19 protein-coding genes are annotated in these 21,465 nt (G+C 66.8%); 10 read left to right on the forward strand and 9 right to left on the reverse strand.

The window, feature by feature from the left end; translation table 11 throughout:
* Positions 1 to 6: 6 nt before the first annotated feature.
* Positions 7 to 2,277 carry a glycosyltransferase family 4 protein gene (locus GV027_RS08100; protein WP_159511549.1) on the reverse strand — a complete coding sequence of 757 codons (2,271 nt, stop codon included), beginning with the start codon at positions 2,275 to 2,277 and terminating at the stop codon, positions 7 to 9.
* A gap of 152 nt (positions 2,278 to 2,429) precedes the next feature.
* Complete coding sequence (queF, locus tag GV027_RS08105) at positions 2,430 to 2,888, reverse strand: preQ(1) synthase (protein ID WP_037527914.1); 459 nt, start codon at positions 2,886 to 2,888, stop codon at positions 2,430 to 2,432.
* Between the two features lie 20 nt (positions 2,889 to 2,908).
* Here queF and GV027_RS08110 point away from each other — a divergent pair, with 20 nt between their 5' ends.
* The gene (locus tag GV027_RS08110; RefSeq protein WP_159511550.1) at positions 2,909 to 4,456 is read left to right on the forward strand and encodes a cryptochrome/photolyase family protein; all 1,548 of its coding nucleotides are present in this window, start codon (positions 2,909 to 2,911) and stop codon (positions 4,454 to 4,456) included.
* Positions 4,457 to 4,640: 184 nt separating this feature from the next.
* Positions 4,641 to 5,801, forward strand: a complete 1,161-nt coding sequence (locus tag GV027_RS08115; protein ID WP_159511551.1) for an alpha-hydroxy-acid oxidizing protein — start codon at positions 4,641 to 4,643, stop codon at positions 5,799 to 5,801.
* Here the strand turns inward: GV027_RS08115 and GV027_RS08120 are convergent.
* Positions 5,798 to 6,340 (reverse strand): DNA-deoxyinosine glycosylase, encoded by a 543-nt coding sequence (locus GV027_RS08120; protein ID WP_236559114.1) that lies wholly within the window; start codon positions 6,338 to 6,340, stop codon positions 5,798 to 5,800. The two genes, GV027_RS08115 and GV027_RS08120, sit on opposite strands and share 4 nt — an antisense overlap.
* A 15-nt stretch (positions 6,341 to 6,355) precedes the next feature.
* On the opposite strand from GV027_RS08120, the gene GV027_RS08125 reads away from it, so the two are divergent.
* Positions 6,356 to 8,407 carry a S9 family peptidase gene (locus GV027_RS08125; protein WP_159511552.1) on the forward strand — a complete coding sequence of 684 codons (2,052 nt, stop codon included), beginning with the start codon at positions 6,356 to 6,358 and terminating at the stop codon, positions 8,405 to 8,407.
* Positions 8,408 to 8,530: 123 nt separating this feature from the next.
* On the opposite strand, the gene GV027_RS08130 is transcribed toward GV027_RS08125, so the two are convergent.
* Positions 8,531 to 9,466 (reverse strand): DUF808 domain-containing protein, encoded by a 936-nt coding sequence (locus GV027_RS08130; RefSeq protein ID WP_159511553.1) that lies wholly within the window; start codon positions 9,464 to 9,466, stop codon positions 8,531 to 8,533.
* 149 nt (positions 9,467 to 9,615) lie between these two features.
* Here GV027_RS08130 and GV027_RS08135 point away from each other — a divergent pair, with 149 nt between their 5' ends.
* The 3 genes from GV027_RS08135 (at position 9,616) to GV027_RS08145 (ending at position 13,819) form a co-directional block, all read left to right on the forward strand.
* Complete coding sequence (locus GV027_RS08135; protein ID WP_159511554.1) at positions 9,616 to 10,626, forward strand: adenosine deaminase; 1,011 nt, start codon at positions 9,616 to 9,618, stop codon at positions 10,624 to 10,626.
* Positions 10,626 to 11,621, forward strand: coding sequence for a bile acid:sodium symporter family protein (locus tag GV027_RS08140; RefSeq protein WP_443029553.1), 996 nt, complete (start codon positions 10,626 to 10,628; stop codon positions 11,619 to 11,621). The genes GV027_RS08135 and GV027_RS08140 overlap by 1 nt, the downstream gene beginning before the upstream one ends.
* A gap of 71 nt (positions 11,622 to 11,692) precedes the next feature.
* Entirely contained in the window at positions 11,693 to 13,819 is a 2,127-nt protein-coding gene (locus GV027_RS08145) for a histidine kinase dimerization/phosphoacceptor domain -containing protein (protein ID WP_159511556.1), read from the forward strand.
* A gap of 3 nt (positions 13,820 to 13,822) precedes the next feature.
* On the opposite strand, the gene GV027_RS08150 is transcribed toward GV027_RS08145, so the two are convergent.
* From GV027_RS08150 to pyk, 4 genes are all read right to left on the reverse strand, one after another.
* Complete coding sequence (locus GV027_RS08150) at positions 13,823 to 14,365, reverse strand: biliverdin-producing heme oxygenase (protein WP_159511557.1); 543 nt, start codon at positions 14,363 to 14,365, stop codon at positions 13,823 to 13,825.
* A complete protein-coding gene (locus GV027_RS08155) occupies positions 14,356 to 14,553 on the reverse strand; it encodes a YbdD/YjiX family protein (protein WP_031395223.1) in 198 nt (65 codons plus the stop codon). The genes GV027_RS08150 and GV027_RS08155 overlap by 10 nt, the downstream gene beginning before the upstream one ends.
* The gene (locus GV027_RS08160; RefSeq protein WP_159511558.1) at positions 14,550 to 16,604 is read right to left on the reverse strand and encodes a carbon starvation CstA family protein; all 2,055 of its coding nucleotides are present in this window, start codon (positions 16,602 to 16,604) and stop codon (positions 14,550 to 14,552) included. Before GV027_RS08160 ends, GV027_RS08155 begins: the two co-directional genes overlap by 4 nt.
* A gap of 85 nt (positions 16,605 to 16,689) precedes the next feature.
* A complete protein-coding gene (pyk, locus tag GV027_RS08165) occupies positions 16,690 to 18,153 on the reverse strand; it encodes a pyruvate kinase (protein WP_056408891.1) in 1,464 nt (487 codons plus the stop codon).
* Between the two features lie 80 nt (positions 18,154 to 18,233).
* On the opposite strand from pyk, the gene GV027_RS08170 reads away from it, so the two are divergent.
* The 3 genes from GV027_RS08170 to GV027_RS08180 all read left to right on the forward strand — a co-directional run bounded on the left by GV027_RS08170 (position 18,234) and on the right by GV027_RS08180 (position 19,319).
* Complete coding sequence (locus tag GV027_RS08170; protein WP_031440324.1) at positions 18,234 to 18,542, forward strand: DUF1244 domain-containing protein; 309 nt, start codon at positions 18,234 to 18,236, stop codon at positions 18,540 to 18,542.
* Positions 18,543 to 18,702: 160 nt separating this feature from the next.
* Positions 18,703 to 18,945 carry a DUF2312 domain-containing protein gene (locus GV027_RS08175; RefSeq protein ID WP_197975315.1) on the forward strand — a complete coding sequence of 81 codons (243 nt, stop codon included), beginning with the start codon at positions 18,703 to 18,705 and terminating at the stop codon, positions 18,943 to 18,945.
* An 89-nt stretch (positions 18,946 to 19,034) separates the two neighbouring features.
* Entirely contained in the window at positions 19,035 to 19,319 is a 285-nt protein-coding gene (locus tag GV027_RS08180; protein ID WP_159511559.1) for a DUF1294 domain-containing protein, read from the forward strand.
* Here the strand turns inward: GV027_RS08180 and GV027_RS08185 are convergent, their stop codons facing one another.
* A complete protein-coding gene (locus GV027_RS08185) occupies positions 19,320 to 20,783 on the reverse strand; it encodes an ATP-binding protein (protein ID WP_107045068.1) in 1,464 nt (487 codons plus the stop codon). It lies immediately after the preceding gene.
* A 113-nt stretch (positions 20,784 to 20,896) separates the two neighbouring features.
* Here GV027_RS08185 and GV027_RS08190 point away from each other — a divergent pair, with 113 nt between their 5' ends.
* On the forward strand, positions 20,897 to 21,439 hold the full coding sequence (locus tag GV027_RS08190) for a DUF1003 domain-containing protein (protein ID WP_159511560.1): 543 nt from the start codon (positions 20,897 to 20,899) through the stop codon (positions 21,437 to 21,439).
* Positions 21,440 to 21,465 lie beyond the last annotated feature (26 nt).

Here is a 21,465-nt window from a genome sequence, read left to right on the forward strand (position 1 = left end):
GCGAGGCTATGCGACGACGCGCGAGGCTCCTGCCACGCTTTGGGCTGCGTTTGATACCCCCGAAATCGCACAATTGGCCAATTGCAGCGCCAAAATCGACTCTGCACCCTGGTTGCGGTTCAATCCCGTCGGCATCAATCCATCGAAACAGCCACCATCGGCGATGCTCGCGAGCGGCAGATTGAGGTCATTCCCGCCCAGGAACCAGCGATAGGCACGCTCGGCCTCGTCACGCCAGCGCAGGTCGCCGGTGGCCTCGAACGCCGCCATGCAGGCATCGACGGTGGCCTGTGCCTCCAGCGGCTGCTGGTCGAACTGCAGCGGATCCTCATAGGAGCGTCCGAAGCTTTCCGTACCCACTGCGCGGAAGCGACCCTCGGGCGAGGTCTGCTTGGCGACGATCCATTCGAGTGTCGCCAGACCGCAATCGATCAGGTCCTGGCGGCCGAGCGCCTGGCCCGCACGGATGAGCGCCTGTGGCAGGCGCGCATTGTCATAGGCGAGGACGATCTCGAACCACTGCCATTCGGGACGTCGCGTCTTCTCGAGCAGTGCCAGATGGACATCTGGGAACTTTGCCAGGATCGACAGCGAGAGCTGATGCCCGGGGCTCGCCTCGAGCATCGCCGCCGCGCCGAGCATCGCAAAGGCCTGCGCGCGCAGGCTGCCGAGCTCGAGCGCACAGGATGCGGTCGAGTCATACATCGCCGTCGCCCAGTCGCGATGCTTGGCCAACTGCGCATCGCGTGCCGTGATGCCGAGCGCCCAGACGGTGCGACCGTTGGAATCCTCAGACCCGACATCCTCGCACCAGCTCCGGTCGAAGCTCATGAAGTTGCGGAAGCGACGCTCGTCGGGGTTCCAGGCATATTGTACGAACGACGCATAGATCGTCGTCCACTTGTCACGCTGGACCTCATCCATGTCCGGCATCGCACTCATCAGCATGAGCGCACGGCAATTGTCGTCGATGCAATAGCCATGCCGGCGATCGGGGATCGAGTAGATCGAATGCTGGAGCATGCCCGTCGAATCACTCATCCGTTCGACGGCCGCGAAGTCAGGCGCAAGCGGCTTCAACGGGGGCGAAGGCTTGGCCAGACGAAAAGGGCGTGCCGCGACCACCGCGCGGATCTCTGCCATCGATGTTTCGGCAAGCTGTGGCCAGATCATCGTGCGACCGCGCGCATAGGCGCGTTCGGCCAGACGATGACGGTCGCGATCGCTCGACAGCAGCATATCGATCTCGCGCGCGAAGGCAGCAACGTCACCGAACGGGACAAGGACGCCATGTCCATCGGCGAGGATCTCGGTCGCATGGACGTACGGGGTCGAGATGACGGGCTTGCCGACGCCGATCGCGTAGCTGAGCGTCCCCGAAGTGATCTGCGCCGGGTTGGTGTAGGGCGTCACATAGATATCTGCCGCCTGCAGATAGCTCAGCAACTCGTCATGTTCGACGAACGCGTCGATGAAGGTGACATTGCCCGCCACGCCACGGGCTTCGGTCAGCGCCTTGAGACGATCACGATACGCCTCGCCCTGATGCGCGACGAGATTGGGGTGCGTCGCGCCGAGCACGACGTAAAGAAGATTGGGATGACGTTCGATGACCGCGGGCAGCGCCTCGATCACCGTTTCGATGCCCTTGTTCGGCGCGAGCAGCCCGAAGGTCAGCACGACCTTGCGGCCTTCCCAGCCGAATTGCGCCTTCAGCGTGTCGGGTTCGACGAGGTCACGATCGGGCACGCCGTGCGGGATCATCACGATCTGCCGCGGGCTGGCGCCATAAACGCGCTGGAGGATGTCGCGGCCACGCTCCGCCATCACGATGACGCGCGCGGCACGGCGCAACAGGCCCTCCATGACGCGGCGTTCGTCGGGATTGGGACGTTCGAGGATCGTGTGCAACGCAACGACGACCGGCAGCGTCGTGCGGTCGAGCAGCGCGAGCAGATAGTCCCCGGCCGGGCCACCGTAGATGCCGTATTCGTGCTGAACCCAGATTGCCTGGGCTCCGCTCGCATCGATCTTGCGTGCGGCATCCAGATAGGCGGTCAGATCGGTTTCGGGGATCGTTCCAACGACTTCCGGCGGATACTCGTACAGGCCAGGATGATCATCCATCGCATAGACGTCGACCGCGACCTCTGGAAAGCGCGCCCGCATCGCGGTAAACACATCCGTCGTATATGTCGCGATACCGCACCGCCTCGGCAAAAAATTGCCAATGAGTGCCAGCCGCGTGATCTTGGTCCCGTCCGCCGGTAACGCCATACCCTGTCCTTTGTCTGAGCGCGCATAACAGGCTAACCCGGCATCGCGCTCACCCCCAACGGCTGACAAGGTATGAAAGTTGCATTAATATTGCACTGCAACACACGCTTTGATGTTAAACTTTATCAACGTCGCCGCATGCGGCGACGGCGTCAGCCACGCCCACGATACGGGGCGACGCCCTGATCGGGCAGCCAGAGATCTGCGGGGGGTGCGGACGACTGCCAAAAGACGTCGATCGGGATCCCGCCGCGCGGATACCAATAGCCGCCGATCCGCAGCCAGACCGGCTTCATCTCGTCGAACAGCCGCTCGCCTATGCCTACCGTGCAGTCCTCGTGGAAGCCGGCATGGTTGCGAAAGCTGCCGAGAAACAGCTTGAGCGACTTGGATTCGACGATCGTCTCGCCGGGGACATAATCGATGACGAGATGCGCGAAGTCGGGCTGGCCGGTAACCGGGCAGAGCGAGGTGAATTCGGGCACCGCGAACCGCACCAGATAGGTCCGGCCGACGCGCGGGTTGGGCACGTAATCGAGCACGGCCTCTTCGGGCGAGGCGGGGAGGGCGCTGTTCTGGCCCAGATATAACGGGTTTGTAGGAGCGGTCATGGTCCGCCATGTAGGATGCGATGCGCTCCAAGAAAACCACGCTCGTGCCGATCCTCGGCGACCAGCTCTCGCTGCAGATCGCCTCGCTGAACGGGGCCGACCCGGCGGCGACGATCGTGCTGATGATGGAGGTCGCCGACGAGACGACCTATGTCCGCCACCATCGCCGCAAGATCGCCTATATCCTGTCGGCGATGCGGCATCACGCCGAGGCACTGCGCGAGGCGGGCTGGACCGTCGACTACGTCACGCTCGACGATCCGGAGTCGACCGGCAGCTTTACCGGCGAGGTCGCGCGCGCGATCGAGCGGCATGATCCGGCGCGGATCATCGTCACCGAGGCGGGCGAGTGGCGCGTTGCGGGGATGCTGGACGCGTGGGAAACGCTGTTCGGCCTGCCGGTCGAAATCCGCGCCGACGACCGCTTCCTCGCCAGCCATGCCGAGTTCGAGGCCTGGGCGGAGGGGCGCAAGCAGTTGCGGATGGAGTATTTCTACCGCGAGATGCGCCGCCGCACCGGGTTGCTGATGGACGGCGAGAAGCCCGAAGGCGGCGAGTGGAATTACGATGCGGAGAACCGCAAGCCCGCCAAGGCGGACCTGCTGATGCCGCGCCCGCTCTCCTTTGCCCCCGATGCGATCACGACCGCGGTGCTCGCGATGGTCGCGGCGCGGTTCGGCGAGCATCCCGGCAGCCTCGATGCGTTCGACTTCGCGACGACCCGCGACGATGCGCTGAAACAGCAGCGGCATTTCCTGAAGCACGCGCTGCCGCGGTTCGGGGATTATCAGGATGCGATGCTGACCGACCAGCCGTTCCTGTGGCACGCGGTGCTGTCGCCCTATATCAATTCGGGGCTGCTCGATCCGGTCGAACTGTGCCGTGCGGTCGAGGCGGAATATGCGGCGGGGCGCGTGCCGCTCAACTGCGCCGAGGGGTTCATCCGCCAGATCATCGGCTGGCGCGAATATATGCGCGGCATCTACTGGCGCGAGGGGCCGGAGTATGTCGAGCGCAACTTCCTGGATGCGAGGCGAGACTTGCCCGGCTTCTACTGGACCGGCGAGACCGACATGCACTGCCTCTCGCAGGCGATCGGGCAGACGCTCGACCATGCCTATGCGCATCATATCCAGCGGCTGATGGTGACGGGCAATTTCGCGCTGCTGATCGGCGCGGACCCGAAGCAGGTCCATGAATGGTATCTGGAGGTCTATGCCGATGCGTATGAATGGGTCGAGCTGCCCAATACGCTGGGCATGAGCCAGTTCGCCGATGGCGGCCTGCTGGGGTCGAAGCCCTATGCGGCGTCGGGGGCGTATATCAACCGGATGTCGGATTATTGCGGGCATTGCCGCTATGACGTGAAGCAGCGCGTCGGCCCCGACGCCTGCCCGTTCAACGCGCTCTACTGGGATTTCCTGGTGCGCAACGCGGACAAGCTCGATCGCAACCCGCGACTGGCGATGCCGTATCGCAACTGGGCCAAGATGAAGCCGGCGGACCGGGACGCGACATTGGCGCAGGCGGCGGGGTTTCTCGCGCGGCTCGATGGGGATGGAGCGTGAGGGCCTAGCGTTTGTCATCCTGACGAAAGTCAGGATCCAGGGTTCCGGGCGTCGAGCTTCGTGGCTCTGGGTCCTGACTTTCGTCAGGATGACGGGGGAAGGGTGGCGGTATAGGGTTGCGGACGAAGTTAGGGCTGGCGGCCGACCGGCCTCGCTTCGCGAGAGGCCTTGAAGGAACAGTGCGATGCCGCATTTCGGCGATTACCAGAACGCGATCTACAACGCCGGTCTGAGCGGCGTGATCCCGAAGCTCCCGGTCGATTACGCGACGCTCGAACAGCGCGCGAGTGCGGCGATGCCGCCGTCGGTGCTGGGCTATGTCCAGGGGGGCTGCGGCGACGAATTTACGCAGGACAACAATGCACATGCGTTCCGCCACTGGGGCATGACGCCGCGGATGATGGTCGATTGCAGCAGGCGGGACCTGTCGATCGACCTGTTCGGAATGCGGCTGCCGAGCCCGATCTTCATGGCGCCGGTCGGGGTGATCGGGATCTGCACGCAGGACGGTCACGGCGATCTCGCCGCCGCGCGTGCCTCGGCCGAGACGGGGGTGCCGTTGATGGCGTCGACGCTGTCGAACGATCCGCTCGAAAGCGTGGCGGGGGCGCTGGGCGAGACGCCGGGGTTTTTCCAGCTCTATACACCAAAGGACAAGGCGCTGGCCGAGAGCCTGGTGCGCCGCGCCGAGGCAGCGGGGTATAAGGGGATCGTCGTCACGCTCGACACCTGGGTGACGGGATGGCGGCCGCGTGACCTGAACGTCGCGAACTTCCCGCAGCTGCGCGGCGCGGTGCTGATGAACTATTTCTCCGATCCCGTCTTTCGCGCGATGCTCGCCAAGCCGCCCGAGGAGGATGGCGCAGCGGCGGTGCGGCAATGGGCGGGCGTGTTCGGCAAGGTGCTGACCTGGGACGACATGGCGTGGCTGCGCTCGCTCACTACGCTGCCGCTGATCCTGAAGGGGATCTGCCATCCCGACGACGCACGCCGCGCGATCGATGCAGGAGCGGATGCGATCTATTGTTCGAACCATGGCGGGCGCCAGGCCAATGGCGGGATCGCGGCGATCGACATGCTGCCGGACGTGGTCGCGGCGGCGGGCGACGTGCCCGTGCTGTTCGATTCAGGGATCCGGTCGGGGAGCGACGTGGTGAAGGCGATCGCGCTCGGCGCGCGTGCGGTCGGCGTCGGGCGGCCCTATGCCTATGGCCTCGCGCTCGATGGGGCGGCGGGGGCGGCGCATGTGCTGCGGTGCCTGCTGGCGGAGGCGGATCTGCTGATGGCGGTGAATGGCTGGCCGACGATCGCCGATGTGCGCGCGGCGGGCGCGGTGCGGATCTAGCGCGGCACGGCGAGGAAGGGGGCGAGCGCGTCCCAGGCGGGCTGCTTGGCGGCGCGGCCGATCGTGTGGAGCGCGCTGCTCGACGGCAGCGCGACGATCTGCGGGCCGAGCGTTCCGAGCCCCTGTCTGAGGCCGAGCTTCAACGCGGTGGCGCCGTTGAACGCGATCGCGCGGAGTTCCGGAAGGCGCGTTACCAGGTCGGCGACCGCATTGTCCTGCGCATCGAGGATCGCGGCGTCGGTGCTGCCGACGCGGTGCGCCGACCCGATCACGTCCCACAGCGCCACGCCCGCATCACGCAACGCGACCAGCCGCTCGTCATAGGCCAGCGCGACCAGATCGCGCGCCACGACGCCCGACATCAGCGCCCAGAACTGGTTCTGCGGATGCGCATAATAGCGATCTTCGGCAAGCGAACGGTCGCCGGGTAGGCTGCCCAGGACGAGCAGCCGCGCATCGTCGGCGGCCACGGGCGGGAAGGAGGATTTGCGCGTCATCGTGCCCGACGACGTGGCGATTGCGCGCGATCGTGCAAGCATTCTATGCAGACGCGCATGAAGATCCTGCTGTCCGCAAGCCTCGCCGTGCTCGCTCTTGCAAGCGCCCCCGCCACCGCCCGCCAGCTGACCATCGACGATGTCGTCAAGCTGTCGCGCGTGTCCTCGCCCGCCGTGTCGAAGGACGGCCGCTGGCTGGTGTGGGAGCAGCGCGAGACCGATCTCGCCGCCGATCGCGGGCGGTTCGACCTGTGGCGGCTCGACCTGACACGCAAGGGTGCGAAACCCGAGCCGCTGATCGCCGAAGCCGATGTGAACGAGACCGGCGCGCAATTCTCCGCCGATGGCGCAACCGTCTATTACCAGTCGGACAAGGGCGGCAGCGACGCGGTCTGGTCGATCGGCATCGCCGGCGGCACGCCGCGCAAGCTGACGAACTTCGAGGGCGGTTTCGGCGGGTTCAAGGTCGCACCGACCGGCGACAAGCTTGTGGTGTGGGCCGATCGCAAGCCCGGCGCGCCGAGTCTTGCGCCCGCCATGGTCAAGAAGGACCCGAATGCCGGGGCGGGGCGGACCTATAATCAGCTGTTCGTGCGGCACTGGGACACATGGTCGAATGGCGACCGATCGCAGCTGTTCGTGCTGCCGCTGACGGCCGCCGGCGCGCAGGGAGACGGCGTCGCGGTGACTGGCGGTCTGATCGGCGATGCTCCGTCAAAGCCGTTCGGCGGCGGCGAGGAAGTGTCGTGGAGCGCGGACGGCAAGACGCTGTATTTCGCACTGCGTGAGGCGGGGCGGATCGAAGCGACCTCGACCAATCTCGACATCTTCTCGGTCCCCGCGGACGGCTCCGCGGCACCGGTCAACCTGACCGCTGCGAATACCGGCATGGACAATCTGCCGACGGTGTCGCCCGATGGCCGCACGCTCGCCTGGTTCGCGATGGCGCGCGCGGGATTCGAGGCGGATCGCCAGGTGCTGATGACGCGCGATCTGGCCAGCGGTCAGGTGCGCGCGGTGACGCAAGGGTGGGATCGTTCGGTTGCGTCGATCGCGTGGAGCCCCGACAGCAAGCGCCTCTACGTCACCGCCGACGACACGCAGGAGACGCCGGTGTTCGCGGTCGACCCTGCCACGGGCGCGGTGACGCGACTGACGCAGGAGGGCCATGTCGGCGCGGTCGTGCCGACGCCCAGGGGCGTGGTAGTCGCGATCAGCAGCCTGACCGCGCCCGACGACTTCTATGCGCTCGCGGTGAAGGGCACGCGGATGCCGAAGCCGGAGCGGTTGACGTCGGTCAACGCGGCAAAGCTCGCGGGCATTGACATGCCGACCGTCACGCGGTTCAACTTCAAGGGCGCGAACGACGACACCGTCTGGGGTTATGCGGTGAAGCCGTATGGCACCACGGGCAAGGTCCCGGTCGCCTATATGGTGCACGGTGGCCCGCAGGGGTCGAGCAACAACAGCTGGTCCTATCGCTGGAACCCGGCGGTGTTCGCGGGTGCGGGCTACGGGCTGGTCGCGGTCGATTTCCACGGGTCGACGGGGTACGGCCAGGCCTTCACCGACGCGATCAGCAACAATTGGGGCGGCTGGCCGCTCGAGGATCTGCAAAAGGGGCTGGCGGCGGCGACCGCCAAGTTCGGCTGGCTCGATGGTGACCGCGCCTGTGCGCTCGGCGCGTCGTACGGCGGCTATATGATGAACTGGATCGAGGGGAAGTGGCCCGACCGGTTCAAGTGCATCGTCCAGCATGACGGCGTCTTCGATGCGCGCGCGATGGCGTACGAGACCGAGGAGCTGTGGTTCGACGAGTGGGAGCATGGCGGCAAGACCTATTACGAGGATCCCGCCGCGTTCGAGAAATGGAACCCGGTCAACTTCGTCGCCAACTGGAAGACGCCGATGCTGGTGATCACCGGCGAGAAAGATTTCCGCATCCCCTATACGCAGGGGCTCGCGAGCTTCACCGCGTTGCAGCGGCGGGGGATTCCGTCACGGTTGCTGGTCAACCCGAACGAGAATCACTGGGTGCTGAAGCCGAAGAACAGCCTGCAATGGTATGGCGAGGTGATCGGCTGGATGGACAAGTGGACGGCGAAATAAGGATGCGCTGATCCTCCCCGTAATCCTGACGAAAGTCAGGACCCAGAGCCACGAACGTCAGTGCCCGTTACCTTGGATCCTGACTTTCGTCAGGATGACGGGAATGGAAGGAGCCGCTAGCGCTCAGTGCGCCTTGGGCTTCTTCATCGCGTGGAGGCCGAGTGCGATCGCGCCACCGAGGATCAGGCCGACCACGCCTGACAATGCGGCGTTGACCACCCAGTTCACCACGCCCTTGGCCACCGGCACCGCGGCGGCGGCGCCCGCGGCGGCATCGTGGATGAAGTGCGGGATCGTCGTCAGCCCGAAATCCTCGATCCCGTGGACGATGATCTGCCCGCCGACCCAGACCATCGCCGCGGTGCCGACCACCGACAACACCGACATGACGACCGGCATGCCCTTGACCAGGCCGCGTCCGAACGCCTGGACCGCGGGGCTTTTCCGCTCGGTCAGGTGCAGGCCGATATCGTCCATCTTCACGATCAGCGCGACGACGCCGTAGACGAGGATCGTGATCGCGACGCCGACCAGCGCAAGCACGATCGCCTGTTCCCAGATCGGTTCGGCGGCGACGTCCGACAGCGCGATGACCATGATCTCCGCCGACAGGATGAAGTCGGTGCGGATCGCGCCCGACACCTTCTGGTCCTCGAGCGTCTTCGGATCGATCGGGGCGGTGGCTTCGGCTTCGGCATGGCCGCCGCCGAGCGCTTCGAGGATCTTTTCCGCACCCTCGAAGCAGAGATAGGTCCCGCCGATCATCAGCAACGGGGTCAGCGCCCAAGGTGCGAACGCGCTGAGTGCGAGCGCTGCGGGGAGGATGAAGAGCAGCTTGTTGCGGAACGAGCCGAGCGCGATTTTGCCGATCATCGGCAATTCGCGCTTCGGCGAGAACCCGACCATGTAGCGCGGCGTGACCGCGGCATCGTCGACCACCACGCCGATCGCCTTGCTGCCCGCCTTGCCGGTCGCAGCACCGATATCGTCGAGGCTGGCCGCGGCCAGCTTGGTGATCCCGGCAATGTCGTCGAGCAGTGCGACCAGTCCTGTGGGCATCGATGGGTCCTTCGCGTGATCGGTAAGAGGCGGCAATAGCCGGTCCGCGGTAACGTGACAGCGATGTCATGCAACGGGTTTCGACCTTGCGCAAAGTGCGTGACGCGCGGAATGGTTGCGCGGTGACGCACATCACGACGGGATCGAGCATGACAGACGACTTCATCACCAACCTGCCCAAGGCCGAACTGCATCTGCATATCGAGGGCAGCCTCGAGCCCGAGCTGATGTTCGCGCTCGCCGAGCGCAACAAGGTCGCGATCCCGTTCAAGAGCGTCGAGGACGTGCGCGCGGCCTACAGCTTCACCAACCTCCAGACCTTTCTCGACATCTATTATGCGGGCGCGGCCGTGCTGCAGACCGAGGAGGATTTCCACGATCTGGCGCTCGCCTATTTCGACCGGGTCGCCCAGGACGGCGTGGTCCATGCCGAGATCTTCTTCGATCCGCAGACGCACACGCATCGCGGCATCCCGTTCGACGTCGTCGCCAACGGCCTGTTCGCCGGGATCGATGCGGCGCGGGCGAAGCACGGGATGAGCATCGGGCTGATCATGAGCTATCTTCGGCATCTCGACGAGGACGATGCGTTCAGGACGTTCGAACAGGCCGAGCCCTGGCTCGACCAGATGATCGGCGTCGGGCTCGATTCGTCCGAGATGGGGCATCCGCCGTCGAAGTTCGCGCGCGTGTTCGAAGCATCGGCGGAGGCCGGGCTGCTGCTGTGCGCGCATGCCGGCGAGGAAGGCCCGCCCGCCTATATCCACGAGGCGCTCGACATCCTGCGCGTCGACCGGATCGATCACGGCAATCGTGCGCTCGAGGATCCGGTGCTGGTCGCGCGGCTCGCGCGCGAGGCGATGACGCTGACCGTGTGCCCGCTGTCGAACGTCGCGCTGCGCAACGTCAACCGGATCGAGGACCATCCGATCGACCGGATGCTCGATCTCGGCCTGCGCGCGACGATCCATTCGGACGACCCGGCCTATTTTGGCGGCTATATCGGCGAGAATTACCGGCAGACCGCCCGTGCGCGCAACCTGTCGCGCGGGCAGATCGTGACGCTGGCGCGCAACAGCTTCCTCGGCAGTTTCCTCGACGACGAGGCGATCGCCGGGCATCTGGCGACCCTCGAGGCCTATGTGACCGCGCATCCGTGATCCGGCGCTTTCTATCGATCTTCGAGCCGTTCATCCTGATGCTGCTCGGCACCGTCGTGCTGGCGAGCCTGGTGCCGCCGCGGGGACAGGCGGCGACGATCGTCGGCTATGTCGCCGACGTCGCAATCTTCCTGCTGTTCTTCCTGCACGGCGCGAAACTGTCGCGTGCGGCGATCTGGGACGGGCTGCGCAACTGGCCGCTCCACCTCGCCGTGCTGGGGGTGACGTTCGTCGCCTTTCCCGCGCTCGGGCTCGGGCTGACCTCGCTGCCCTTCGTCGACGACGAGCGGATGGCGACGGGCGTGCTGTTCCTGACCCTGCTGCCCTCGACGGTCCAGTCGTCGATCGCCTTTACCGCGATCGCCCGCGGCAATGTCGCGGCCGCTGTCTGCAGTGCATCCTTTTCCAACCTGCTCGGCATACTGATCACCCCCGCGCTGGTCGCGATGCTGATGCGGAGCGCAGGCAATGCCGGCGGGATGTCGATCGAGAGCGTCGAGACGATCATTGTCCAGCTGCTCGTGCCGTTCGTGGCGGGGCATGTGCTGCGGCCCTGGATCGGTGCATGGGTGGCGCGGCGCAAGGCGATGCTGACGATCGTCGATCGCGGATCAATCCTGCTCGTCGTCTATGGCGCGTTCGGGGCGGCGGTGGTCGAGGGGCTGTGGAGCCGGGTGTCGCTCGGCGACCTGCTCCTGATCGGGCTGCTCTCCTGTGCCCTGCTGGCCATCGTGCTGGCGCTGACGCTGACCATCGCGCGGCTGATGCGGCTGCCGCGCGAGGATGCGATCGTGTTGCTGTTCTGTGGGTCGAAGAAGAGCCTGGCGTCGGGGGTGCCGATGGCCGGCGTGCTGTTCCCTGCGGCGCAGGTCGGTGTGATCCTGTTGCCGCTGATGCTGTTCCACCAGATCCAGCTGATCGCCTGTGCGGTGATCGCGCGCCGCTATGCAGACCGGGCGGATGCGCCCGTGGAGGCGATGGCGCCGGTGGCGTAACTGCCTTGGCTTATTTGCTTTTCCGCGCGCGAAACGACATGGTCGCGGCTTGAGGGAAAGGCCCAGCATCTGTGACTGATACCGCGTTGGACCTTACGGCCTGCGATCGGGAGCCCATACACATTCCCGGCGCGATCCAGCCGCACGGGCTGTTGCTCGTCGCCGATGCGGAAAGCCTGCGCGTCGTTGCGGGCGCGGGCGATATCGAGACGCGGCTGACCCCCGACTGGCTTGGCACGGACCTAGCGATGCTGATCGGGCAGGACGTCGCCGCGCTGCTGGCGGAGCGGTCGGGGCGCGGGAGCATGATCGGCGCCGCGGTCGGCACGCTGGTCGCGGGTACCAGCGAGCAGTTCCACATGGTCCTGCATGCGAGCGAGGAACACGTCCTCGTCGAGCTCGAGCCCGCCACGACGGCGCCGTCGAGCGCTGCGACCGTGCTCGGCTGGCTCGATTCGATGGCGACCGCGTTCGAGCGGTCGGGTAGTCTTCAGGCGCTGTGCGAACAGGCGGCGGTTGCGTTCCGGACGCTGACCGGGTTCGACCGCGTCATGGTCTATCGCTTTCTCGACGATGAATCCGGACGCGTGATGGCGGAGGATCGTGATCCCGCGTTGCACAGCTTCCTCAACCATCATTTTCCTGCGACCGACATCCCGAAACAGGCGCGCGCGCTGTATGTCCGTAACCGGACGCGCGCGATCCCGCATGCGGTCTATACACCCGCGATCCTGCGCCCCGCCGGGTTCGAGACGCTCGACCTGAGCGACGTCGCGCTGCGCAGCGTGTCGCCGATCCATCTGCGCTACATGACCAATATGGGCGTCGCCGCGTCCGCGTCGATCTCGATCGTCAAGGACGGGCTGTTGTGGGGGATGATCGCCTGCCACAGCATGACGCCGCGGACGCTGGCGCCCGATATCCGCGCGACCGCGAGCACGCTGGCGAGCAGCCTCGCCCGACAGATCCGCGCGAAGGAGGAGGCCGAGGGATACCGCGAACGCCTGCGGCTGCGGTCGGTGGAAGATGTCGTCGTGCTCAAGATGGCCACCGAGGGCAGCGCACAGCGGACCGCGGCGGCGGTCGGCGACGACCTGCGCCGGATGCTGGCGAGCGACGGCTTCGCGCTCGTCCAGCACGGCGCGGTGCAGCGCGACGGCCAGTGTCCGGACGACAGAGACGTACTGGACCTGGTCGAGTGGATCCGCAGCCGCGGGACAGGCGACATCGTTGCGACGCATGCGCTGTCGACGCTCTACCCGCCTGCGGAACGCTATCGGTCGAAGGCGAGCGGGCTGCTTGCGATGCCGCTGATCGACGAGGGCGCGGTGCTGTTGTGGTTTCGTGCGGAGCGGATCACAGAGATTGAATGGGCGGGCAATCCGCACAAGGCGACCTCCGGGGACCCTGCCGAGCAGCTGACGCCGCGCACGTCGTTCGCGTCATGGACCGAAGAGGTGCGTGGCGAATCGCGGCGCTGGTCGCTCGAAGAGATCGAGGCGGGCTATCGGCTGCGTCGGATGTTCCACGACAGCTATGCGAGCAACCGGATGCGCGCGCTCAACCGTGAATTGCAGCGGACGCTGGCCGAAAAGGACGTGCTGATCGAGCAGAAGGACGTCCTGATGAAGGAGGTCAATCACCGTGTGCAGAACAGCCTGCAGATGGTCTCCGCCTTCCTCGCGCTACAGGCCAAGGCGGCGGGCGACGCGAACGTCACCGCGCATCTTGCCGAGGCGCAGGCACGGCTGTCCGCGGTCGCGCTGGTGCACCGGCGTCTGTACCGCGACGACCAGGTCCAGTCGGTCGACCTCGCGCGCTATCTCGAGGAACTGGCGGGCGACATGAAGGGGACGCTGGGGCAGGAATGGGGCGCGCAGATGCGGCTCGACCTCGCACCCGTGCTGATGCCGACCGACCGTGCGGTCAATGTCGGGCTGATCCTGACCGAACTCGTCATCAATGCCAGCAAATATGCTTATGGCGGACAGCCCGGGCCGATCCTGATCGCGCTCGAGCAATATCGCAACCAGATCCGGCTGATCGTCGCGGACAAGGGCGTCGGTCAGACCGGCACGCGCGTCGGGTTCGGCAGCCGGATGATGAACGCGGTGGTCGGGCGGTTGTCGGGATCAATCGCGCAGCAGGACAACATGCCCGGGCTGCGCGTGATCATGACCGCCCCGATCGAGGATTGAGGCTTAGCGCGCGGCGGCGGCGCGGCGGTACAGGTCGAAGGTCGCGCGCGCGCCGGTGATCGCCTCGTCGATCCAGACGTCCGATCCCGCAAGCGTCGCAGCGTTGTCGAGCGCGCCGAGCAGCTCGCGCCATTCGCCCGACAGATGCCGCGCGCCGAGATAGGCGGTCGGCTGCCCGTCGGGCACGGAACGCGCGAGCATGATGCCGCCGAGCCGCGACCCCTCCACGACATAGAGCGCGCCCCAGGCCGCCGCGTCGCCCGCGGGCAGCGTGAAGGGCAGGGGTGGCGGCATCGTCTCGCCCAGCGCCGCGAGGTCGGCGGCGAGGAGGGGCGTGCGGGGGCGGAAGCGCGGTAGGCCCGGGACGGCGACGAGCGCGTCCTCGGCTGCGGGAAGCGCGCGCGCGTGCGCATGGAGGAACGTGCGGTAGCTGTCGGGCGCGGCGAGGTCGAAGCCGCCATAGGCGGTGTCGACGCGGTCGTGATCGCCGCCTGTCGCGCTGCGCAGCGCGGCGACGATCGAGCGTGGCGGGTCGTTCAGCAGCATCGGCCACCGCCCTTGCCGCCGTAGCGCGCCTGCTCGCGGTCGCGGAAGAACGCCGCGGGATCCATCGCCGCATGGCCGGGGTGATGCTCGGCCATGTGCCGCAGATAGGCGGCGTAGGAGGGCTGGCCGACCATCATCAGCGCGGTCTCCCGCGCGCGTGCCAGCAGGTGGCGGATCCGCGGCGTCATTCGGCCGGGACCAGCATGGGCGGAACCTCGGTCACGGTCGGGCGATCGACCTTCAGCGCCGCGCGGCAGCTGCGGATGCCGAAGGCGAGGATCGACACGACGACGCCGAGGAACAGCGCGATCAGCGCCGCGTCGATGCGGTCGTTGAAGATGATCCGCTGCATCTCGGCCATCGTCTTGGCGGGCGCGAGGATCTCGCCGCGCGCCGCCGCGTCCGCGAACTTGGACGCATGCGCGAGGAAGCCGACCTTCGGATCGCTCGAAAACAGCTTCAGCAGCCCCGCGGTGATCGTGCACAGGCACAACCACGCGGCGGGCAGGATCGTCACCCAGGCATAACGCTGGCGCTTCATCCGGAACAGCACGACCGTGGCCAGGATCAGCGCGACCGCGGCGAGCATCTGGTTCGAGATGCCGAACAGCGGCCACAAGGTGTTCACGCCGCCGAGTGGATCGGTGACGCCCTGATAGAGGAAGAAACCCCAGGCCGTGACGCACAGCGCGGTGGCGACGATGCCCGGGCCGATCGCCGAGGCATTGCGGAACGACGGCACCGCGAGCCCGATCAGGTCCTGCAGCATGAAGCGCCCGGCGCGGGTGCCGGCATCGACCGCGGTCAGGATGAACAGCGCCTCGAACAGGATCGCGAAGTGGTACCAGAACGCCTTCATCGCCTGACCACCGATCAGGTTGCTGAAGATCTCCGCCATCGCGACCGCGAGCGTCGGCGCGCCGCCGGTGCGGCTGATAATGGTGGTCTCGCCGACGTCGCGCGCGGCCTGCGCCAGCGCCTCTGGGGTGATTGCAAAGCCCATATTGGTGACCGCGGCGGCCGCCGACGCTGCATCCGTACCGAGCACCGCGGCGGGGCTGTTCATCGCGAAATAGATGCCGGGATCGAGGATCGTTGCGCCGACCAGCGCCATGATCGCGACGAAGCTCTCCATCAGCATCGCGCCATAGCCGATGAAGGGGGCGTCGCCCTCGCTGGCGATCAGCTTGGGCGTGGTGCCGCTGGCGATCAGCGCGTGGAAGCCAGAGACTGCACCGCAGGCGATCGTGATGAAGAGGAAGGGGAACAGCCCGCCCGACCAGACCGGACCGCTGCCGTCGATGAACTTGGTGAGCGCGGGCATGCGCAGCGGCGGCGCGACGACCGCGATCCCGATCGCCAGCGCGACGATCGCGCCGATCTTGAGAAAGGTCGACAGATAGTCACGCGGCGCGAGCAGCAGCCAGACCGGCAGAACCGACGCGACCGCGCCATAGCCGACCATCAGGATGCACAGCTGGACCGGGGTCAGCGTGAAGACCGGGCCCCAGAAGGCGGACTCGGCGACCTGGCCGCCATAGACGATCGCGAGCAGCAGGCCGATGACGCCGAGGATCGAGACTTCGCCGATGCGCCCCGGACGGATCCAGCGCGTGTAGACCCCCATCGCGAAGGCGAGCGGGATCGTCGCCGCGACGGTGAACAGCCCCCAGGGGCTGCCCGCGAGCGCGCGGACGACGATGAGCGCGAGCACTGCGAGGATGATGACCATGATCGCGAAGGCACCGATCAGCGCGATCGTGCCGGCCACCGCACCCATTTCCATGCGGATCAGCTCGCCGAGCGACCGCCCGTCGCGGCGCATCGAGATGAACAGGATCATGAAGTCCTGCACCGCGCCCGCCAGCACGACGCCGGCGAGGATCCAGAGCGTGCCGGGGAGATAGCCCATCTGCGCGGCGAGCACCGGCCCGACCAGAGGTCCGGCGCCGGCGATCGCCGCGAAATGGTGGCCGAACAGGACGTTGCGGTCGGTCGCGACATAATCAAGCCCGTCCGCGCGGCGGATCGCCGGGGTTGGGCGCGTCGCATCGAGCTGCATGACGTTGCGCGCGATATAGCGGGCGTAGAAGCGATAGGCGATCAGGTTGACCGAGACCGACGCGGCGACAATCCACAGCGCGTTGACATGCTCGCCGCGCTGGAACGCCACCACCGCGAGCGCGCACGCCCCGAGCAGGCTCATCGCACCCCAGCCGATCTTTTCGCGTAACGTCATGCGGTTGCTCCCCCGTCCGGTCCTTGTACCAGCCATCGCGGATTTGCCCGAGAAGCGCTAGGGGGGAGCGCTAGGGGGAGTCGCCTCAGACCTGCGAGTGGTGGCCCTTCAGCTCGTCGCCGACGATCCGGACGACATGCAGGACGTTGGTCGAGCCCGGCGTCCGGAACGGCACGCCCGCGAGCACGATCACGCGGTCGCCCGCCTTCGCCATGCCGTGGCGCAGCGCCATGCGCTTCGACTTGGCGACCATATCCTCGAACGACTCGACGTCGCGGGTGTGAACTGCATGCGTGCCCCACAACAGGCCGAGGCGGCGCGCGGTGTCCTGGCTCGGCGTCAGCACCAGCAGCGGCACCGAGGGCCGCTCGCGCGCGATCCGACGCGCGGTCGAGCCCGAGGTGGTGAAGCAGATGATCGCGACCGCGGATACCGTCGCGGCGATGTTCTTCGCCGCCTCGGCCAGCGCGTCGGCCGTCGTCGGATCGGGCTTCATCACGGTGAAATGCATGCGGTCGCCATGCTCGGGGTCGGCCTCGACCGACACGCCGATCGCGTCCATCATCGCGACCGATTCGACCGGCCACGCGCCCGCGGCGCTTTCCGCCGAGAGCATGATCGCATCGGCACCGTCATAGACCGCGGTCGCGACGTCCGAGACCTCGGCGCGCGTCGGCGAGGGCGAGGTGATCATCGATTCGAGCATCTGAGTCGCGACCACGACCGGGCGGCCCATGCGACGCGACACCTCGACGATGCGCTTCTGCAGCGGCGGCACCGCCTGCGGGGGCATTTCGACACCGAGATCGCCGCGCGCGACCATCACGCCGTCGCAGGCCTCGACGATCTCCTCGAGCCGCTCGATCGCGGCTGGCTTCTCGATCTTTGCGAGCAGCGCGGCCTTGCCGCCGATCAGCTTGCGCGCCTCCCACAGATCCTCGGGACGCTGGACGAACGAAAGCGCGATCCAGTCCACGCCCTGGTCGACCGCGAAGTCGAGATCGCTGCGATCCTTCTCGGTCAGCGCGGCCATAGGCAGTACGACGTCGGGAACGTTCAGACCCTTGTTGTTCGACAGCGCACCGCCGACCTCGACCCTGGTCGTGATCTCGCGCGGGCTGTGCGAGACGACGCGCAGCACCAGCTTGCCGTCGTCGAGCAGCAGGCGCGCGCCCGGCTCGATCGCGGCGAAGATTTCGTCATGCGGCAGCTCGACGCGGGTCGCATCGCCCGGCGTCGTGTCGCGGTCGAGCACGAAGGTCGAGCCGGTTTCGAGCACGGTGCGGCCGCCGTCGAACTTGCCGACGCGCAGCTTGGGCCCCTGGAGATCGGCGAGGATCGTCGAGGGACGACGATATTGCTTCTCCAGCGCGCGAATCGCCTGGATCACCGCGATCTTCGACTGCTGGTCGCCGTGGCTCATGTTGATGCGGAACGCGTCGGCGCCGGTGCGGAACAGCGTCGCGATCATCTCGGGCGTGCTGCTGGCAGGGCCTAGCGTCGCGAGGATGCGGACTTTGCGCGAGCGGGGTGCGATGGCCATGGTCATGCGTTGCGTTTCCTGGGGGAGGTCTTTGCCGCCACGGGCCTTAAACCCTATCTCGGTGGGATCAACTACGGAGCATACGAATGAACCACGATAGCGACACGCTGGACACACTCGACGATGCCGTAGCGGCGCAGGCCTTTCGCCGGCTGATCCGCCACCTGCGCCACCGCGACGATGCGCAGAATATCGACCTGATGGGTCTGGCGGGGTTCTGCCGCAACTGCCTGTCCGACTGGGTCGAGGAGGCTGGTGGTCTCGACAAGGATGCGGCGCGCGAGGCGGTGTATGGCATGCCCTATTCGCAGTGGAAGGCGCAGCACCAGGGCGACGCCACGCCCGAGCAGCTCGAGCGGATGAAGGCCAGCGTCGCCAAGAATGCGGTCGTCTGACCCGGGGTCGCTTGAGCCGCGAACGGTTACCGCCTAGACGCGGCGCCGCACTTGCAGCGGCGCGATTCATCGGCGGTCCTTGGGACCCCGGTCGCCGCATGCGGGTCTGTGTTTCGAGCGAATGGGGACGAGTATCATGACGGACGAACGCCAACACGGCATGGGCGGCGGCGCGGTCGCAGCGGACGAACTGCGTCTGCTGATCGAGCGCGCCGAGCGTCTCGAAGAAGAGAAGAAGGGTATCGCGGACGACATCAAGGACGTGATGGCCGAGGCCAAGGGCCGTGGCTACGACCCCAAGGCGATCCGCAAGATCCTGTCGATCCGCAAGAAGAAGAAGGAAGAATATCAGGAGGAGGAGGCGATCCTCGAGGTGTACCTCCAGGCTCTGGGGATGATCTGACGATCGGACTCTGCGCGGTGTCTCCCTCGCGATGCGTCATCAACGCCGGGGTGGACGCCGCGTCAACGTCGACGCGGTACCAGTGAGCCATGCTCGTATCGATCGCGGCGGCGTCATTTCTGTTTCTGGTGATCAACGCGGTCACGGTCGCCGCGTTCGCGCTGGATAAGCGCCGATCGCGCGGTGGCGCATGGCGCATCCCCGAATCCCGTTTGCTCTGGTTCGCAGCGCTCGGTGGCAGCCCCGGCGCCTTCTGGGCGCGCCGTCGGTTTCGTCACAAGACCCGCAAGCAGCCGTTCGTCGGCCGGCTGCAGATGATCGCGATCGTGCAGATCGGCGTGATCGCCGGACTGGTCTTCGCTTTCGCGGTCTAGTTAAGCCGCTTCTGCCGGCAGTGTCGTCCAGCCGAGTCCCGGGATCGTGATAGAGCGCTTGCCCGCCAGGTCTGTGCGGCAGACGATCAGGTTGCGGCTTTCGATATAGCCGATGAGGCGCTTCACGCGGCCGAGCGAGCTGGTGCCATAGGTCGCGGCGATGCGCGCGTCTGAGGGGCAGGGTTCGCCCTCGCGTGCGGCGCGTGCGACCAGCAGGAAGGCGCCGAGCATGTCGTCGGGCAGCCCGCTCGCGACGTCGAGCGCGGCGGTCCACGCCTCGTCGGTCATGTCGAAGATGCCGGCGCGTGCGCAACTCAGCCGGCGGACGAAGCCCGGCAGATCGAGCGGGGGCTTGGCGAGGCCGCCCATCCGGCATCGCACCTGAAAATCCTGGAACAGCACCGAGGGCGGGCGCAGCGTCGATTCGGGATCCTCGACGATCGCGCGGAACACGTCGGCATAGACCGCCTCGACCTCGTCATCGGTCTTCTCGGGTGGTGGCGGCGCGGCGGTGCGCGGCTCGGGCGGGCGGGCGATACCGTCGAGCAGTTCTTCCGCCGGAACGCGCCGCGGGCGCGAATCGAAGAGCAGGCCGAGTTCGGGCGCGTCGACTACCGGCTCGGACAGCAGGTCCTGCAGGTCCATCGGCGCGGCGCTAGGGAGCGGGGTCAGCTTGGGGCTGCCGCTGCGCGCCGAGGTCGCGACGTCGCCGATCTTTACGGTGATGGGGCGGCGCGAGACCGCGGGGCCGAGCGCCATGAACGTGCCGCGCTGGAGGTCGCGGATCGCCTCCGCCTGACGCCGCTCCATGCCGAGCAGATCGGCGGCGCGTGCCATGTCGATGTCGAGGAAGGTGCGGCCCATCAGGAAGTTCGACGCTTCCGCCGCGACGTTCTTCGCGAGCTTCGCCAGACGCTGAGTCGCGATCACGCCGGCGAGACCACGCTTGCGGCCGCGACACATCAGGTTGGTCATCGCCGCGAGCGAGGCACGGCGTACCTCCTCCGACACTTCGCCGCCGGTGACGGGCGCGAACATCTGCGCCTCGTCGACGACCACGAGCACAGGATACCAATGCTCGCGCGGGGCATCGAACAGCGCGGAGAGGAACGACGCGGCACAGCGCATCTGCCCTTCGACCTCGAGCCCCTCAAGGCTGAGCACCGCGGACGTCCGGTGTTCGCGCAGGCGGGTGGCGATGCGCGCGATCTCGCGTTCGCTATAGTCGCCCGCCTCGATCACGACATGGCCATGCGGGCCCGCGAGCGTCACGAAATCGCCCTCGGGATCGATCACGATCTGCTGGACATGCCCCGCCGACCGTTCGAGCAGGCGGCGCAGCAGATGCGATTTTCCCGATCCCGAATTGCCCTGCACCAACAGGCGCGTGGCGAGAAGTTCCTCCAGGTCGACGCCGACGGCCGTACCATTGCCGTCGGTGCCCATATTCACGCTAACCGTCATGCCGCGCGTTTGGCAGGTGCGGGCGCATCGGGGCAAGGAGTCTTTCGCGGGTCTCGTCGCAAGCGCGATTTTGCGCGCTGGCTTAATCCGCAATCGCGGTTACGCCTTTCGCCATGGCTACATCCTCTCCGCTCGACGATCTCTCGCACCGCCTGCTCGGCAAGTCCCCCGGCGAGCTCAACGACGAGCAGCGCCGCGTGCTCGCGGGGATCGAGGCGGGGACCACGGTCAGCCGCGATGCCGCCGACCTTGCCGACGAACGCGCGACGTTCGGCGAGCGGCTCTCGGACCGGGTTGCGGCGGTCGGTGGGTCGTGGGGGTTCATCATCGCGTTCACTGCGGTGCTGCTCGGCTGGATGATCCTCAATTCGGACATCCTCACGCATTTCAACGCGGCGTTCGATCCCTATCCCTACATCTTCCTCAACCTGCTGCTGTCGACGGTCGCGGCGATCCAGGCGCCGATCATCATGATGAGCCAGAACCGGCAATCGGCGAAGGACCGGCTCGCCGCGAGCCTCGATTACGAGACCAATCTGCGCGCCGAGCTCGACATTTTGCGCGTGCATCACAAGATCGACCATCTGGTGCTCGCGCGGCTCGACGCGATTGAGGGAAAAATCGATGCTCTGGCGAAATCGGGTGCCGGAGCCTAAGAGCGGCGCATCAGCTATAGAGGCAC

Source organism: Sphingomonas sp. T1, from assembly GCF_902506585.1.
GTDB classification, from domain to species: domain Bacteria; phylum Pseudomonadota; class Alphaproteobacteria; order Sphingomonadales; family Sphingomonadaceae; genus Sphingomonas; species Sphingomonas aerolata.